9 protein-coding genes are annotated in these 19,323 nt (G+C 30.4%); all 9 read right to left on the bottom strand.

The annotated features are described in order from the left end of the window. Positions 1-39: 39 nt before the first annotated feature. The 9 genes from ACULEV_RS05245 to ACULEV_RS05205 all read right to left on the bottom strand — a co-directional run bounded on the left by ACULEV_RS05245 (position 40) and on the right by ACULEV_RS05205 (position 19,322). A complete protein-coding gene (locus ACULEV_RS05245; RefSeq protein ID WP_445457620.1) occupies positions 40-2,445 on the bottom strand; it encodes a carbohydrate-binding protein in 2,406 nt (801 codons plus the stop codon). A gap of 444 nt (positions 2,446-2,889) precedes the next feature. Continuing rightward, complete coding sequence (locus ACULEV_RS05240) at positions 2,890-5,094, bottom strand: beta-1,3-glucanase family protein (RefSeq protein WP_445457619.1); 2,205 nt, start codon at positions 5,092-5,094, stop codon at positions 2,890-2,892. 226 nt (positions 5,095-5,320) lie between these two features. Beyond that, positions 5,321-6,079, bottom strand: a complete 759-nt coding sequence (locus ACULEV_RS05235) for a glycoside hydrolase family 16 protein (protein ID WP_445457618.1) — start codon at positions 6,077-6,079, stop codon at positions 5,321-5,323. A gap of 4 nt (positions 6,080-6,083) precedes the next feature. After that, complete coding sequence (gene bglX / locus ACULEV_RS05230; RefSeq protein WP_445457617.1) at positions 6,084-8,387, bottom strand: beta-glucosidase BglX; 2,304 nt, start codon at positions 8,385-8,387, stop codon at positions 6,084-6,086. Positions 8,388-8,484: 97 nt separating this feature from the next. After that, entirely contained in the window at positions 8,485-10,131 is a 1,647-nt protein-coding gene (locus ACULEV_RS05225) for a glycoside hydrolase family 16 protein (protein ID WP_445457616.1), read from the bottom strand. Positions 10,132-10,143: 12 nt separating this feature from the next. Next, positions 10,144-11,742: a hypothetical protein gene (locus ACULEV_RS05220; RefSeq protein ID WP_445457615.1), complete on the bottom strand. Its 1,599-nt coding sequence runs from the start codon at positions 11,740-11,742 to the stop codon at positions 10,144-10,146. 12 nt (positions 11,743-11,754) lie between these two features. After that, complete coding sequence (locus ACULEV_RS05215) at positions 11,755-13,230, bottom strand: RagB/SusD family nutrient uptake outer membrane protein (RefSeq protein WP_445457614.1); 1,476 nt, start codon at positions 13,228-13,230, stop codon at positions 11,755-11,757. Positions 13,231-13,240: 10 nt separating this feature from the next. After that, positions 13,241-16,294, bottom strand: a complete 3,054-nt coding sequence (locus ACULEV_RS05210; protein ID WP_445457613.1) for a SusC/RagA family TonB-linked outer membrane protein — start codon at positions 16,292-16,294, stop codon at positions 13,241-13,243. A 226-nt stretch (positions 16,295-16,520) separates the two neighbouring features. Next, positions 16,521-19,322 (bottom strand): triple tyrosine motif-containing protein, encoded by a 2,802-nt coding sequence (locus ACULEV_RS05205; RefSeq protein WP_445457612.1) that lies wholly within the window; start codon positions 19,320-19,322, stop codon positions 16,521-16,523. Position 19,323: the final 1 nt, after the last annotated feature.

Raw genomic sequence — 19,323 nt, 5'->3', positions numbered from 1 at the left:
AGAACCTTAAAACATAAAATTTTAAGGTTCTTAATTGTGTTATTTTTTTATAAAACGTCTTTCTTCCATTTGACCATTATTATTCATAAGAATTGAATAAATCCCTGGTTTAAGAGTAGAAACATCTACACTTTTGCCTTCATTTTTTGGAATAGGTATGAAAGCTCCTGTTTGAACATCTACAATTGTTAATTTTGCATTCTCAACAGCAGTACTAAAGTACAGAGTATTTTCAACAGGATTTGGATAAAGAACTAACTCTTCTTTAGGCTCTTCTAAAAAAGCTTCTCTTGCAAAAGTATTGTTTACTTTAGTAATTCTTATCCAATTTAAATTTACTCCAGAAGTCTGAACAAAAATTCCAAAATTATATGTTCCAGCATTAACACTTACAGTTTGAGAAACCGTTTGCCAGTTTTGCCAACCACCAGTATTTGGAATATTAACATTTCCTAAAATAATAGCTCCAGCATTTAAATCGGAAGAAATTACAGCACCGTTTACTGCGCTCGCTACTCTATATTCTATTAAATAAGAACCAGTAGTTGGAAAATTAATATTATTATAAGCCATCCAATCACCTGTATCTGCATATCCAACATTTAAACCACCTCCTGAATCTGTTGTAGACTCAGTTTGAATACCATTCATTGCTGAATAATCCTCAGCTTGAATTAAAACACTAGACGAACTACTAATTGATCTTACTCTTAAAGAAGAAGTTATATCATTAAAATTATTATCTACTAAACAAGTATCATTACCACCTACAATAATTGAGGAGCCAGAAAAATTATCATTATTATACAAAACTATTTCATATCCACTATTTACTTTTACTGAAGATATATCATCATTTACAATTCCTTTTGCTTGCAATTGACTAAGGGTATAATCTCCTAGCGCTAAATTAATAGCATAACCACCATAATTACAATCTTTATAAACTGTAGCCACTCCGTTATCTGGAGGTATTGTACCCGTAATAGAATAACTTCCTATTGAACCATAAGCAGAATAACCCCCATAACCAGCATTTCCAGCACCATTTCCATCTACACCAATAAAATATTTTCCCGCTGTTAAATTTACATTCATAGTGGCATTCAATGCAAATGGATCTGAATTCCAATAAGTACCTATTTGTGTTCCTGATTCATTAAATAATCTGATTAAAAGATGAAGGTTGCCATCTCTACTAACCGTATTTGCATTAATAACTACATTGCCTCCTCCTGTTGTAAAAGTAAAGAAATCATAATCTGCTTCACTTGATATGATACCATTTCTTTGATTTATAGATCCGTTAGAATTATAAGTTAAATTAGTAGCACCTGAAGTTCCATTACTGTAGTCATCACCTCTGTAACCAATACCAAATTTAGATCCCGCAATTATAGCTACATCATCTTGTAAATTATTAGCATAATTGTATTCTCCTTTACTCCATTGTACAACTGGTCTATAATAACCAGCTCCCATAATAGGTGCCCAAGCCGTTCCTTCTATTCCTAAAAAATAACCTTCGTTTGGATTAGTACGACCATCGTGTCCTAAATCAAAAGTATGTCCGATTTCATGCGAAGAAGCATCTCCTCCCGATTTTCCAGAAGTGATAAACACCCAACATGGCACGTCATTATTCCAATTAAACGATCCTATATAAGCAACTCCACCAGCTCCTGGAGCAGCAGTATTTGTAGGTGTTATTACCACTCTCATTCTTCTATTTTTTGGATAAGAATTAAAAACAGACTCATTAGTTGTAATATTTAAGTTAAAAGGTCTATAATCTTCTGATACTACTTCCCAATGTTGTTGAACTGCAGCATCACTCATACCAGAATGAGCCGCGTTAATTGCGTTTCCATTATTCCACAAATTACCTGCAGGCATATAGTAACCATCGAAATCTAATAGAATACAACCAGCAGCTCCTGGCAAGCTCTGTAAATCTAATAGTGCTGGTGCAATGGCTTCGTTTTGCAATTCATTAGCTTTTTCAGAAACATTACTCTTCTCTTTTTCAGGAACGTTTTCATAATTAACACATATTAAACTATTTATATCAACAGATTTTACAAATGCGTTTCCTTTTGCATCTGAATAATATTTATAAGCTTGATTTGTTGATTTAATAATAATATGTCCTTCTAAAGATTTAGCAGTTGCATTAATATAAAAAGATCCATTATTTTTTTTAGTTTCACCAATTAAATATTCGCTAGAACCACTCGATTTTTTAAAATTAATTTTACCTATTAAACTTTTATTTTCTGATACTTTTAATAAAATATCATTTTCAATTCCTTTTGATGAATTGGCCTCCAAATTGTTTTTTAAATTCTTTAGAAAAGTCTTATTAGATCCTAAAGACATTTGAGACATAGCAAGATTGCAACATGCAATCATTACTACCAAAGTAGTGTAGATTCTTTTTTTCATTTTTTGTTTGTTTAAGTGTTTGTTTGTTTTTATAAATAGTTTTTACTTTTAAATCATATTTTAGTTTTTATCTTTTTATGAATACAAATTTTATTATATCCAATAGCTCATTAATAGAATTAGTTTTCAATTATATGATTTAGAATTAATTCTAAATCATATAAATTTATTTTTATAACATATAATAAAAAAATAAATTAAACGAACGTCTCTATTATTCCAACAAACAGCATAAATTAATCAATAACAGGTATTAATTGATAATTACATTTTGATAGAATGTTAATCTTCATACTGCTTTTAATTTATTGAAACTAATGTTCTTTTTTAAAGATGAGAAAACTAAATAATTTATAAAATGGAAGCAAAACAGTACCTTATTTTGATACTGTTTCACTTCAATAAGTCTCTTCTAATTTGCACTTTAAATTTTAGTGTGAATTATTATTTCTTTATAAATCGTCTTTCAATTTTCTTACCATCTTTATCAAATACTAATGAATAAATACCTGGTTTTAAACTTGAAATATCTAGACTTTTACCACTAAGTTTTGGTAAATCTAAATAAATACCTCTTTGAAAATCTATAACCTGTATTTTAGAATTATTTATATCAGTAGTAAAATTCAAAGTATTCTCAGCTGGATTAGGATAAATAGTAAAAACTTCTTCAGTATTAGTAGAAGTTGTTCTTAATGCATTATTAACTTTAGTAATTCGTATCCAATTTAAATTTACTCCTGAGTTTTGAATAAAAATTCCAAAATTGTATGTCCCAGCATTAACACTTACAGTTTGAGAAACCGTTTGCCAGTTTTGCCATCCTCCAGTATTTGGAATATTAACATTTCCTAAAACAATAGCTCCAGCATTTAAATCGGAAGAAATTACAGCACCGTTTACAGCGCTCGCTACTCTATATTCTATTAAATAAGAACCAGTAGTTGGGAAATTAATACTATTATAAGCCATCCAATCACCTGTATCTGCATATCCAACATTTAAACCACCCCCTGAATCTGTTGTAGACTCAGTTTGAATACCATTCATTGCTGAATAATCCTCAGCTTGAATTAAAATGGAAGATGTATTTGTTACAGTTCTAACTCGTAAAGAAGTTGTTGCATCATTAAAATTATTATCTACTAAACAAGTATCGTCTGTATTAACAATTATTGATGAACCTGTAAAATTATTATTAGCATATAAAACTACTTCATAGCCACTCTGAACTTTAATTGATGATATATCATTGTCTAATATACCTAATGATTGTAATTGACTTAAAGTATAATTACCAGCAGGTAAGTTTATTGCATAACCACCATAATTACAATCTTTGTAAGCTATCGCTACTCCTGTATTTGGATTTGTGCCATAATAACCTCCAAAAGTTGCAATAACTTTTGTTGGTTGAGGGGAATGAAGTGAAGGAGATTGGTCAGCTACATCATCATAAGCAAATCCGTATGCTAAATTATCTACACTAATACCTGGTAAATGCCAAAATTTAGCGTAGTGATTTGTTGGGTTAGCTTGATAAAATTGAGAACTGTTATACCAATTTTGTTGACCAGGATTAGCGCTTGTGACATCTACCATATGTCTATTGATTGCTGCTGTTAACTGAGCTTGAATAACTAAATCTAAATCCCCATCAACTAAGCGTCTATCTAAAACTCCTTTTCCTTCTAATGCTTCTTGAGTAGTAGGTCTATTTTGTACTCTTCCTGTTCTCCCTACAAACCCACCTGATTGTCCCACAACTTCTAATTGTTCACCATAAATTCTACCTTTAAACACACCTGCATCACCTGCATAGAAAATTAAATCTTGTGTTTTGTACTTGTTCCAAATAGCATCAATGTATGATTTTAAATAATTTGCATAAGGTCCAACTGTTGTTCCTCCTGTTCCATCTGCAAAAGCTGGTGTTTTAGAAGGAGCAGTAATTTCTCCAGTAGCATCATTCACACAACCTTGAAATTCTGCTGGAACATTCGCTTTAAAAGCAGCAACAATTTCAGAATGAGATTTTAGTTCTCCTACTTTCTTTTGGTACCCATTTGCTCCCAATAATTCTAATCCCATTGGATATTTATATGAATCCACTCGTGAAGGGTTACCAAAAAACCCATATTGATTATTTGTTAATTCAATTATTTCATATAAAATACCTTGATTTGGATCGGTTACATTTAAAGGATTTGGTGATGTATAGCCAGAAGGAGCTCCGCTTGCACCAAAAAAATAGAAATATAATTGTTGCCCTTTAGAAATAAAAACTCTACATCCTGCAATTTGTGGAAGTGTAAAGGTTTTATTAGGTATTTCGCTTAATTTAGAAAAGCAATTGGCATATCTAGAATTTTGGCCTGGTCCTGTATTTCCTCCTATCGTTGGTCCTAAAACAGTATTATAGGAAGGACTCATTGGTAAAACTTGACTTGTTTTTGGGTTAACCCAAACATGTTGATTTGTATTGTAATCAATTCCTACAATAGCAACATACAATTCGGAATCATTAAAAGAAGAATTATTTTTAATTTCAAAAGGAATAGGTCCTTGGCTATAACCTATAGCAGTCAATAAGAAGAAGATGCAGAAATGCACCCATCTAAAATAAATAGTTTGTTTTGTTTTTTTCATGTTTTTGTTTGTTAATTGTTTATAAATAGTTTAAGTATTACATAAGAAATAAAAATTATTAAAAGGTTAAAATTTTATATTTGAAATTTCTACTTGAAATTTTTTACTCATTAATAAGTTAATAGTAGTACTAAAATAATTTATAGTTAAAACTGCATTTCTACACAAAAAAAATAGTTATCCAATTTAAATTACTTCAAATTGTGAATTACAAAACAAAAAATAGTTATTGATATACTTTTATATAATCAATGCTAAATTCTTGTGGTAAGACTGTATTATCAATTGAAGGGCCTCCAAAATTTCCTCCTATTGCCATATTAATTAAAAAATAAAAAGGCTGATTATAAGGCCAAGTATTCTCATTCTTTTCTTCTGGTTTAAAAGTATATACTAAATTAGAATCTACGTAAAAAGCGATTTCTTCTTTATTCCAATCAATAGCATAAATATGAAATCCTTCTTCTATCGTTTCAATCTTTGTTTTTTTAGTATTAATTGTATTTCCATGGCTATCTTGTGTGTGTAATGAGGTAAAAATATAATCGGGCTCTTTTCCTATATATTCTAAAATATCTATTTCTCCACATTTTGGCCAACCAACTTCAGAAATATTTGCACCTAGCATCCAAAAAGCAGGCCATAAACCTTTTCCTTGTGGAAGTTTAGCTCTTGTTTCAATTCGCCCATATTGAAACTCTTTTTTGTTTTTTGTAGTAATTCTAGTTGATGTATAGGTTGTACCATCATAATTTGCAGTAATAATCAAATACCCGTTTTCAACTTTATGATTTTTTTTAGTATAAATTTGAGATTCGTTATTTCCCCAACCACAAATATTTGGGCAACCATTTCCTAATTCAAAATTCCATACATTCTCATTCAATTGATTGCCATCAAAATTTTCTTCCCACACTAATTTTTTAGAATTATTTTGTGCCAAAGCAAAATTGAAAACCAATAGTATTATCCAATAATTTCTCATCTAATTATTTCTTTAAAAATTGAAAATTTTCTTCCATTACGTTATCTGAACTACCACCAACAAATACTTTAAATTCTCCTGATTCTGCTTCCCATTTAGAATTAGCTGAATAAAATTCTAACATTTTCTCATCAATTATAAATGTTATTACTCTTGCTTCTTGAGGTTTTAATTCAACAAGTTCAAACGCTTTTAATTCTTTTACTGGTCTTGTTAAACTAGCAATTAAATCTCTAATGTAAAGTTGAACTACTTCTTTTCCTTTAATATTACTATTATTTTTGAGAGTAATTGAAACTTCAATTTTTTCATTATTTTGAAATGATTTTTTACTTAATGACAAATTAGAATATTCAAATTTTGAATAACTTAGCCCATGTCCAAAAGCAAATAAGGGAGTATTTTGTTCGTCAATATAATGTGACCAAAAAACACTTTCTGGTTCATTCATTGAAGGTCTTCCTGTATTTTTATAATTGTAATAAAGAGGAACTTGCCCTACATTCCTAGGAAAAGTCATTGGTAATTTACCACTTGGATTATAATCTCCATATAAAACTTGTGCAATAGCATTTCCTGATTGTGTTCCCAAATGCCAAGCTTCAACTATTGCTGGTATATTTTCTTTGGCCCAAGGAATCGCTAAAGGTCTACCGTTATTCAATACTAAAACAATATTTTTATTTACTTTATAGACAGCTTCTAGTAAATCTTGTTGCACGCCTGGCAATCCTAAATCAGACCTGCTTCTTCCTTCACCCGATTGCAATCCATGTTCCCCTAATACCATAACCACTACATCAGCTTTTTTAGCAACTTCTATAGCTTTTGAAAATTCTGATTTATCTGTATCATTTATTTTAGTTTCCCACATAAATTGAGTTCTACCAATAACAACATCTGCACCTTTAGCATAAAATAATTGGTTTCCTTCATACGCATTCATTCCTTCCAATACAGAAATGGCACTTTCATCATCTGCGCCAATTCTCCAACTGCCTAATGGACTTGTTTTATCATTTGCAAGAGCACCAATTAAAGCTATTTTCTTTCCAGATTTTTGTAAGGGTAAGAGGTTATTATCATTCTTAAGCAATACAATAGATTTCTTTGCTATATCTAAAACTCCATCCTGAAATTCTTTCTTACCAACTGTTGCTTTTTCATAAGATTCATCACAATACTTATAAGGATTTTCAAATAAACCTAACTCAAATTTTGTTCTTAGAATCCGTCTTGCAGCATCTTCTATATCTGACTCTTTTACTTTTCCTTCTTCTACTAATTGCTTTAAATGATCAATATATGCATAGGATTCCATATCCATATCAGAACCAGCATTAATTGCAATTTCAGCAGCATTTTTACTATCTTTTGCATAACCATGAGGAATCATTTCGTTAATAGAACCCCAATCTGAAACTATAAAACCATCGAATTGCCAATCATCTTTTAAAATATCTCGTTGCAAGAATTTATTACCCGTGGCAGGAATTCCATTTAAATCATTAAAAGAATTCATAAATGTTCGAACACCAGCATCAACAGAAGCCTTAAATGGAGGCAAAATAATATTTTGTAAAGTTTGCTCGCTTACATCTACAGTATTATAATCTCTACCTGATTCCGCAAAACCATAACCTGCAAAATGTTTTGCACAAGCTAAAACCGTTTTATTTGAGGATAAATCATCACCTTGAAAACCTTTAATTCTTGCTTCTGCAATTTTACTTCCTAAAAAAGGATCTTCACCAGCTCCTTCCATTACTCTTCCCCATCTTGCATCTCTGGAAATGTCAACCATAGGTGCAAATGTCCAATTAATACCAACTGCTGATGCTTCTTCAGCAGCTATTTTAGCAGATTCTTTAATTGCTTCTAAATCCCAACTTGCTGCTTCGGCTAATGGAATTGGGCTAATCGTTTTATATCCATGAATAACATCAAATCCAAATAATAAAGGAATACCTAATCTTGTTTCTTCAACCGCAATTTTTTGTAAAGCATAAACTTCTTTAGCTCCTTTAACATTTAACATAGAACCGACATGTCCTTTTTTCAAGTCTTCATACTTTTTAGCAGCCTGTCCTTCTTTAGGAGTTGGACCTGTAATTTCCCAAAAACCATTATATTGATTCATTTGACCTATCTTTTCCTCTAGAGTCATCAATTTTAAAATAGAATCTACTTTACTATCAATGGAATCTTTATCCTTAGAAGAAAAAGAATTTGTCTTTTTTGAATCACATCCAATGAGTGCTATAAATAATGTGATTAATAAACTATATATTATGGGATTGAATTTCATTAGAAGATAAATAATAAGTATTCAATCCTCATGAAGGTTATTTATATTAACCTTCATGAGATTGAAAAAATGATAAGAAAAAAATATTTTACTGATATTATTGATATACTCTTACATAATCAATTTCCATAGCAGATTGAGTGAATGAAGAATCAATTGCTCCTCCAAATGTTCCTCCCATTGCTACATTAAGAATTAAAAAGAAATCATGATTAAACGGTAAAGCATTTGAGTTTGGAACAGAATGGAATAAAACATCATCAACAAATATTTGAATCGATGTAGGACTCCAAATTGCTTTATACACATGAAATTCAGAACTTGCATTTGCAATTGTTGTAGTATTCCCATTACCATTTCCTCCAGAATTACCTGGATAATGCAATGTTCCATGAATCACATTAGGCACATTTCCTTTGTGCTCCATAATGTCAATTTCACCACAACCTGGCCATGTATTTGTTGCATAATCTTCACCAAGCATCCAAATTGCTGGCCATGTTCCACCGCCTATAGGTAGTTTAGCTCTAACTTCTACTTTACCATAAGTAAATTCAAATTTATTTTCAGACTTCAAACGTGCTGAAGTATAATTAGAACCTGACTTTATAGCTGTAATTACTAAATTTCCACCAGAAACCGTTGCATTTGCAGGAGCATCAGTATATGTTTGGGCTTCTGCATTACCCCAACCACCAGCACCAAGGTCATAACCCCATTTAGTAGTATCTGGAGCTCCATCAATATCAAATTCGTCAGAAAAGACTAAATTAGTATAATCTACTACTGGATTTTGTACAGGTTGTGTAGTTGTAAAAGTATGATACCATGCTAAAGATGGATCACTACCCATAATAGCTCTTACAACCATTCTATTTGCAGTAATAGATAAAATCTCATATGTACTTTGTCCAATATAATAGCCCATAAAACCATTATCTGAAAAATTCATTAATGTACCTCTGGTTTGTGTTGCCGCATTTGCATTCATAGTAACTACAGATTCAGATGGGCTCAATGATACAATTTTAACACCAGAAGTATCAAAACCTAAACATAAGTCGTCTCCTCCATTACTTCCTCCACCTACACTTTTAAAAGCTGAATTAAAAAAAGTACTTCCTCCATTATCTAACTCATATTTTAAGATTTCTCCATCTTTGGTAAAAGTTAATACATTTTCATATAAACAATCCGAATCTGAACTTGCTGCTTTCTCCCAAGGTGCCGCTTGATAATAAAAGCCATAATAATTCTGACTTTCATCGCTATTATTTGGTCCTACACCTAAATGTCCTGACTCTGAGGCTGACCAATACCAATTTTTACTAGTTCCTCCTGTTAAAAATGTAATAGCTTCTTCATCAGTAAAGTCGCTTCTAACTTGAACAGTCATAGAAGTATTTGTTTCAACACCTCCTTTACCAGAAGCTATAACTGTAACTGTATACTGATTAATTCCTGTTTGTGTAAATCTTTTTTGATAAACACCAGAAGGAGAATTCTGAGAAGTTCCATCACTAAAAACATACTTATAGGAAATGGCATTATCAGCATGTGCTTCAAAAATAACAAGTCCTGAACCGTCTCCATAAGGATTTGCATTATCTACTCCTTGAATATCAGCCTCTATTACTAAATTTGTAGGAGCAGTTAAATCTCCAAATGAATTATCTTCTTCCTGACAACCTATTAGCATCAAAATTGTGGTAATAAGTACAAAATATTGATTTATCTTTTTCATTCTAATCTAATTTTAATTGTGAAAATATACGTTATCAACATACACTGTTGGACTTCCAGATGGAGTACCTACATATATAAGTTGTGCAATATGTTCTCTTGTTGTTAAACCGGTAAAATCACTCAATGGAATATCTAAACTAACCCATTGCCCTTGAGCAGGAGCCGTAAATGTAATTTCATGTTCTACATCATCACCTCCTCCAAATGCTCCATTTGCTCCAAAATCAACCAATTTAATTTTAAAATTTGTAAAATCTGCTGACCAAATATCTGTATGAAAATGTGTCATTGCTGTAGCATTTATAGGTGTGGTTGTCGCTTCAACTCCCACAAAATCTAATGAGCTATATCTCTTTGTAGAATTACCAGCAACTAATACATCATCTAAATTTGCACTTGACCAACTAGTTCGCCATGTATCAACAGCTACATTAGTATAGGCATCACTAAACATAGATATTACATTTCCTGCAGGAACAGTTGGTGTAGGCGCAGCGATTATAGGTGTTGCTGCTTGATTATAAAAAAACACATTATCAACATAAACAGTTGCACTTCCTGATGGAGCAGCAACATAAATAAGTTGAGCAATATGAGCTCTTGTAGTCAAATTTGTAAAATCACTTAATGGTATATCTAAACTAACCCATTGCTCTTGAGCTGGAGTTGGAATTGTAATTTCATGCTCCACATCATCTCCTCCTCCATATGAACCATCTGCACCAAAATCAACTAGTTTAACTTTAAATTCAGTAAAATTTGAAGACCAAATATCAGTATGAAAATACGTCATAGCAGTTGCATTAATTGGTGAGGACGTTGTCTCTATACCTACAAAATTCAAAGAATTATATTTTTTTGTAGCATTTCCATTGATTGAGATATCTTCTAAAACTGCTTGAGACCAAGATGTTTGCCAAGTATCAACAGTAACATTCGTATAAGCATCACTAAACATAGATATTACATTTCCTGCTGGTACTATTGGAGTTGGAGCTGCATCTAAATTAGTTATAGTTACATCTTCAGTATATTCAATTGTTGCTACTCCACCACTCAATGCTACCACTTTAATTTGATAAGTTCCAGGAAGCATATAAGTATAAGAAACTGTTTCACCTTCCATAAAATCTACTGGAGTTTGATTTAGATCTTCCCCGTAATATACTTGAAAATATGCTTCTAAATCGGCAGTCGCTGATACAGTAACAGATAAACTTGCTCCTGGTGTAATTGTTACATCCAAATTTGTTGGAGCCAAGAAAGATACTGTTAACTCTTGTATAGCTTCTGTTTTCTTTCCGTCAAGAGTTGTACCCACAATTTTCACTTGATAAGTTCCTTCTGCATAAATATGTTCAACAGATGAACCAGGATTAACAAAAGCTGGTTCAACAGTTCCGTCTCCAAAATAAATTTCATATTGAGTAACTCCTTCTCCTCTTGGTAAAATAGTAACTTTACCTGAATTATCTTGCTTGATAGTCATTAATGCTGAAATATTTTTTGGTGCATTAATACTTTCTAAGTTTACATTATCGTCATCATTTGCACACCCTATAAAAAGCGTAAAAACAAAAAAACTGATTACTATTTTTATTTTATTCATATAGCTATTTTTTTAATAATTAGGATTTTGTTGCCAATTACCATTTGAAAATTGAATCTCTTCAAAAGGAACTGGGAAAATTTCATTTTTTCCTGCTGTAAAACCTGAAATAGTACCAACTGCTCTATTAGTTCTCACTAAATCAAAGAAACGATGTCCTTCACCTACTAACTCTAATCTTCTTTCATCTAAAATAAAATCTGTCAAAGCAGCACCAGAAGCTGAAATATCGTGATTAGTATCTCCAAAAGCTCTTCTTCTTACTAAATTAAGATAAGTTCTAGCTTTTCCATCATCAATACCACCTCTATTAAAAGCTTCAGCTGCCATTAATAAAACATCTGCATAACGAATAGCTCTATAATTATTTGGATTGGTTAAGTTTTGATCACCAACATTTGAATCTCCTTGACGAGGCAAATATTTTCTATTAAAAAACCCTGTATGCTTATAACCTTCTCCATAAGTTGCTCCAGTTGATGCAGCCCAATCAACAATATTTAAAATGGCAACATCTCTTCTATTATCTCCAACCTCAAAAGCATCATAAGCTTGTTGTGTAGGCACATTAAAGCTATAACCAGAATCAAACATAGGACCATTATAATTTCTAATACCATTAAAACCAACTGCTACATTACCTTCACTACATTGAAGACATCCAAAACCAGCTCCTTGAGCATCTGAATATTGAACCTCAAAAACTGACTCTGGCCCATTTTCAGCATTATTTTCAAATAAAGTAGAATAATCGGAGACCAAAGAATAATTACCATCAAAAATAACATCCTCTAAAACATTAGCTGCATTAACAAATTTGTCTTGATATAAATACACTTTACCTAATAATGCTTGTGCAGCACCTTTAGTAGCTCTACCTGTTTGTGGTGCTGTTGGACTTAAATTATCAATTGCGAACAATAAATCACTTTCAATATTGGCATATACTTCAGATACTGGAGAACGAGGAATAGTCTCTACATCTTTTACACCAAATCTTTGATCCACTTTAATAGGTATTGGTCCAAACCATTTCACTAACTCAAAATTATAATACGCTTTCAAAAAACGCGCTTCGGCTATAATTTGATTTTTCCCTTCAAAGTCAGTTTTATCTTTGAATTCTAAAATGTAACTTGCTCTATAAACTCCTGCAAACATCCAATTCCAAATATCTTTTAAATTTGAATTTACTGGTGTATGTATCATATCATCAACTTGTTGGAATCCTACAACATCTGTTGCACTTTCTCCACCAGAAAGCGTGTTATCTGATGCAATTTCGCCAAGCAAAACATTCACATAAGAAGATTGCAATAAATCATAAGCTCCTATTAATGCATTTTCATAATCTTCTTTTCCATTAAAATAATTTTCAGAATCTATTGCATAAGGAGGATCTTCATTAACAAACTCATCAGAACAAGCTGAAATTGCTGAGAGTACTACTATTAGTACTAATCCTATTTTTATTGTATATTTTTTCATAGTTGTTTTTTTAGAAATTAACATTTAAACCTAACATGTACGTTCTTGGTGTTGGGTAAAAACCATAATCAATTCCACCAGAAATAGGATCACCGCTATTTGCTGCAGGATCAAATCCTCTATACTTAGTAAAAGTGTATACATTATTAACTGAAGCATATAATCTAACTTTTGTAAGTTTAATTTTTTCAATCAAACTTGAAGGCAATGAATATCCCAATTGAATATTTTGAATTCTTAAAAAAGAAGCATCTTCTACAAAATAATCAGAAAACACATTATTTGCAGAAGCTCCAGCAGTAACTCTTGGTACTTCATTAGACGTTCCTTCGCCTGTCCATCTACCTAGAACATAATTTAGTTTATTTAATCTGTTTTCAGTTCTTTCATAATTACGAATCATATCGTTTCCAATTGATGCATATGAATAACCAACAAAATCAAAGTTTTTATAACTTAAGTTTAAATTAAATCCTAATGTATAATCTGCTATAGGTTTACCGATAAAAGTCCTATCATTCAAGTTTATAACACCATCACCATTAATATCTTTATACCTAATATCACCAGGTGACGCTTCAGCTCCTAATGCAATTTGTGAAGGATGTGCGTTAACTTCAGCTTGATTTTGGAAGATACCATCAGTTTGATAACCATAAAATGCTCCTATAGTTTGTCCCTCTTGCATTCTTGTTGGAGAGGGTTGTCCAATTCCAAAGGCACCACTTTCAATAAAACCAGAACCATTATTTACTTGAGTTACTTTATTGTTAATTGAAGTTATATTAAAGCCTATTCCATAATTAAAATCCTTAATGTTATCTTTATAATTTAAAGCCAATTCAAATCCTTTGTTTTCTACTGTACCAGCATTAACTGTAGGGTTACCAGAACCTGGTGCACTTCCCCCTGCTGTCCCAGAAACAGGAGTGCTTCTTATTAATAAATCTTTTCTAGTATTATTATAATAATCCGCTGTTATTTCTAATTTATTATTAAACATTTTAGCATCTAATCCAACGTCAATTTTTGTATCTGTTTCCCATTTAACACTTGGATTGGTTAAAACTCCAACAGCTGTACCAGTAGTTAGCGTACCATTATAAATATATTCTGATTCTCCAGTTAAGAAAGATCGATAAGCATCACCAGGAATAGCATCATTTCCAAGAGTACCATAACTAGCTCTTAACTTTAAAAAATTAATTTTCCCATCATTATTAAAGAAATCTTCTTCTGAAATAATCCATCCACCTAATACTGATCTGAAATAAGCAACACTAAATTCAGGACCAAAATTTGAAGATTGATCTCTTCTGAAAATGAATGATAATAAATATTTCTCTCTAAAATTATAATCTAGCGTACCAAATAAAGAAGGTCTTTTATAGGGAGTAGACTTATAAGAACGATTTGTTTTTATAGGATTAGTAGGTAATCCATTTGCTAAAGCTATATCAGCATATTCCCATGAATTGTTAGGAACATCATAACCAGTTGCAAATAATCCCTCTCCATTAGCTTCATGCAATGTTCCTCCTATTGTTACTTTAAACTTATGATCATTAAAAAGTGTTTTTTGATATTCAGCAAATAAATCAAAAGTATAATTACTAAATTTTTCCGTATTTTGATTTACTGTACTTTGGTCTTCATTATTGAAAACTTTACCTTGACCATAATATATTAACATATTGAAAGTTTTACCTACACTATTTGCTCTTTGAAAACCATATCTAGTTGTCAATTTTAAATCATTAATTACCTCATATTCTAAACTTATTGATCCATTTAAACGCTCTTGATTATAACTATTATAGGTATTTTTAATCTGTGCCAATGGATTAATAACCTCTAAACCATATCCTGGTGTATCAGGAACTAGAGTATAATCTCCATTTACATCATATACAGAAAATACGGAAGGAACATTAATAGCATTAAATAAAACTGAACCTAAACCATTTTCATTTAAACCTTGTCTATTAAAATCTGTATAAATAAAGTTAGTTTTGATTTTTAGGTTATCAAATAAATCAACACCAACGGCCAATCTTGCTGTACCTCTATCGAAACCTGATTTTTCTAAACCAACAATACCTTCTTGATTAATTTTTGAAGCACTAAAAGCATAAGTTATTGTTTCAGAACCTCCAGAAATTGAAATATCATTATTCATTATTGGAGCTTTTTCAAATACTTCATCTTGCCAGTTAGTACCAACTCCTAAACCTTCAACATTTGGATAAGGTAAGGACAAACCTGCATTTGCATAACTTTCATTAAGTAATAGAGCATATTCTGTAGCATTTAACAAATTTAATTTCCTCGTTGATTCTTGAAAACCAGTATAAGAATTGAATGAAACTTTTGTCTTAGTATTTTTCTTACCTTGTTTAGTTGTTATCAAAATTACCCCATTTGCTCCTTTAGCTCCATAAACAGAAGCCTGAGCATCTTTAAGAACAGTATAAGACTCAATATCAGAAGGGTTTAATAACTCCATATTTCCCTCATAACCATCAATAAGTACTAAAGGTCCATTATCTCCATTAGAAGAAATACCTCTTATCCTAATATCAATTCTAGAACCGGGTGCACCTGAACTTGCTGAAACATACACTCCAGCAACTGTACCTTGTAGTGCTTGTTCTGCTTTAATAGGTCTCAAATCTTCTATAGTTTTACTATCTACAACAGCTACAGATCCAGTAACATCTTTTTTAGCTTTGGTTCCATAACCAATAACGACTACTTCTTCTAAAGCTTTTAAATCTTGAATCATATTAATTTTTATGACTTCAGTTTGTGTTACTTTGTATTCATAATTAAGATAGCCCACATAACTAAAAACTAAAGTAACTCCAACAGGAACTTTTGAAAGAGTAAAATTTCCATCAAAATCTGTAGATGTTCCAATCTTATAATCTTTAGCAAAGATATTAACACTAGGTATAGGTTCACCTGTACCAGAATCAAAAACACTACCAGATACATCTACGGTTTGAGAAAAACCAATTGATGTAAATAAAAGAAGTGTAATTAGTAAAAAATTTGATCTCATAATTTGTTTTGGTTTATAATGTTAAAAGTAGAGGATTGTTTTAATATTAAGTTAAAAATAACCTCAACAAAAAATATACATCCTAAAAAAAACATAAATTAATTGAATTTTTAATAAAAAAATAGCCTGTTTTTAAGCATTATATAATCCGTAAAATTACAAGAAATGGTAAACGAAAACGTTGATGTTGTGGTAATGTATAGGTTTAAATAGTGTTGTATAGGTACTAAAAAGACAAGATATATTCTACCAAACCTTGTTCGTGATCTAAATTCATCTTTTTACGCAATCTATATCTTTTTATTTCTACACTTCTTACCGAAATATTCAATAACGGAGCAATCTCTTTAGATGATAAATTCAATCTAAGATAAGCACAAAGTCTTAAATCATTAGGAGTTAAAGAAGGGTGATCTTGTTTCACTTTCTTAAGAAAATCATTATCTGCATTGTCGAATGCTTCTTTAAAAATACTCCAAGAATCTTCTTTATTTATGTTTTTTGTTATTGTACTAATAACAGATTTTACACTTTTATTAGTAAGTTCTGGTGCATTCTTTAAATCCTCTTTTATTAAAGCTAACAACTCGTCTTTTTTAATTAAACTCATTGTCGAAACTGCCAATTCTCTATTTTTACTATCCACATCTTGTGTTAACTGCTCATTTTTGATTTTCATAAGCTGTTGTGCATTTTCCAATTCTTTTATTTCTAATAATAAATTATTCTCTTCAATAAGCTTTTGTTCTTTTTGTCTGTAATAACTTTTATATGTTTTATGTATATAATAAGCCAAAACCAGAAATAAACAGGAATAAATCAAAAGAGCCATATTGGTGGTATACCAAGGTTTTAAAATGACAAATTTATACGTCACTATATCATCTGGCTTAGAATTTGCTATTTTAGCTCTCACCTTAAAAGTGTATTCACCAGGCGATAAATTTTTAAAATTAGAACTTGTCTTTGCTGACCATTCACTCCAGTCATTTTGAAAACCTTCTAATAAAAATTGATATTCTGCATTAATATATTTATTATACTCAGGCACTGAATAACTAAAAATAATATTGTTTTCATTGTATTTAAAAGTTCCATTATCACTAATTGGACAACTGATTAATTTCTCATTCAATTTATTAATTGCAATATTTGTGATTGATAATTTATAATTCTTAAATGTTAAATCATTTAAGTTTATCGTATAATATCCATCTGTTGTACCAATTAGATAGGTTGAATTATATAATTGCGTTATATTTTCATACCCTAACATGGAATTCGTTAAAGAAGCAGGAATTGGAATAACATTTTCTTTCAGTTGATTACTTAATTTACTCAATGAAAAATAATGAATGTAATTTTTAGAAAACAACCATAATCGGTTTGAATTATCAACTATTAGTTTTCCAGAAGTGTATTCATCTTTTTCAAAAACAGCACTCAATACTTTATCTTTTTCAAACTTTTTAGTCTTTTGATTTAGCTTAAACACACCTTCTTTATATGCATAGTAGATAGTGTTATTAAAATTAATTAAACTTGAGTTTTTACCCTTTGTAGGAGATTCATAGGTATAAAATGATTTGGCTTCAGTCAAATTTTCATTTAATTCAAGTCTAAAAACCCCTTTATATTCATGACTTACATAAACTTCAAGCAAATTTGTTATTTCAAAATGTTTTGAAGAATAATCAAAACCTTTAATTTTATGACTAAACTCCCACTGATTATTATTTCTTTTTAAGACGGAAAGTCCGCTGTAGTTTCCTTGTAGTAACAAATCATCTCTATTAGGAATTTTTTCAATTTTCCATGTTCCAGAATTTGTAAAAATGGGTGTTGCTTCTTCATTATCTATTAAAAAAGTACCTAAATTATGACCACAAAACAAATAATTTTCATTTTTAAATAATGACCAAACCTGACCTTTAGTTCCTTTTACAAATTGAAAAGAAGAATCATTTTTTATCTTTTTTACAAACAAACCTTGATTAGTTCCTACATATAAATTATCCTTAAAAATAATCGAAGCATACACAGTACCAAGTATACCTGTATCATCTGAAAAACTTTTAATAGGAGATTGTAGATTAATACAATTAATACCATTATCTAAACCAATCCACAAATTTTTATCTGCATCTTCAAATAAAGATAAGGCTGTATTATTACTTAACCCTTTGTTCTGAGTAAGATGATATTTAATTTCACCTTTATTTGTTAAAATAAACACACCATTTGAAATTGTTCCAACTGCAAAATTACCATCCGATAATAATAAACTACTGTACACATTACTAGAAGCAATTTCAGAATCAGCTTCTGTAGAAAACTTAGTTAATTTACCATTGTTAAATTTATAAAAACCAATAAATTCAGTCTGAACTATTAACTCTTCATTGATGAAAAATAAATTAATAATTTTATTGTTTAAAAACACAGGATCATCAGAAATTAATTTGCTTTTTCCTTTCTCAATTTCATATAATCCTTTATTAATTACATGAAAATAAATAGCATTATTTACCACAAAAGATTTTATTATTGTAGGGCTTTCTGAAATAATATTAAATGCTTCAGTTTTTGTATCATAAATATAAATTCTATCAAAAGATTGAAAAATAATCCATTGTTCATAATTTAATATATTCCAAAATTGTTCATCATCAATTAATTTATCTTTTATTTTAGAGCTTAATGATTTATATTCCAATTCATTATTAGTTTTCCTAGACCAATAACCAAATTCCATATATGCACCTGTATAAATTTTATCATCTATCGCATAAACAGAACGTAAAATAGTTTCATTTGGAGAGGGATACAATATCCAATTTGCTCCGTTAAATTCTAACAAACCTTCGTTATTTGCAAAAAAAACTGAGTGCTTTTTATCTTGAGTAATCATCCAGTTTTGATTACCTGCTAAATATACACTTTGAGGGTACTTTACAATAGGAGGCAATTCTTGTGCATAAGAATATAAAACACCTAATAGAAAAAGTAAAAAAAATTTAAGTCTCAAA

The sequence above is a fragment of the Flavobacterium sp. HNIBRBA15423 genome, from assembly GCF_052655965.1.
Note: the sequence above shows the minus strand (reverse complement) of the source record. Positions and strands in the feature narration are given on the sequence as shown.

Coding starts and splice junctions, on each gene's coding strand:
- ACULEV_RS05245 (WP_445457620.1), bottom strand. CDS start 2,445: ATGAAAAAAAGAATCTACACTACTTTGGTAGTAATGATTGCATGTTGC.
- ACULEV_RS05240 (WP_445457619.1), bottom strand. CDS start 5,094: ATGAAAAAAACAAAACAAACTATTTATTTTAGATGGGTGCATTTCTGC.
- ACULEV_RS05235 (WP_445457618.1), bottom strand. CDS start 6,079: ATGAGAAATTATTGGATAATACTATTGGTTTTCAATTTTGCTTTGGCA.
- bglX (WP_445457617.1), bottom strand. CDS start 8,387: ATGAAATTCAATCCCATAATATATAGTTTATTAATCACATTATTTATA.
- ACULEV_RS05225 (WP_445457616.1), bottom strand. CDS start 10,131: ATGAAAAAGATAAATCAATATTTTGTACTTATTACCACAATTTTGATG.
- ACULEV_RS05220 (WP_445457615.1), bottom strand. CDS start 11,742: ATGAATAAAATAAAAATAGTAATCAGTTTTTTTGTTTTTACGCTTTTT.
- ACULEV_RS05215 (WP_445457614.1), bottom strand. CDS start 13,230: ATGAAAAAATATACAATAAAAATAGGATTAGTACTAATAGTAGTACTC.
- ACULEV_RS05210 (WP_445457613.1), bottom strand. CDS start 16,294: ATGAGATCAAATTTTTTACTAATTACACTTCTTTTATTTACATCAATT.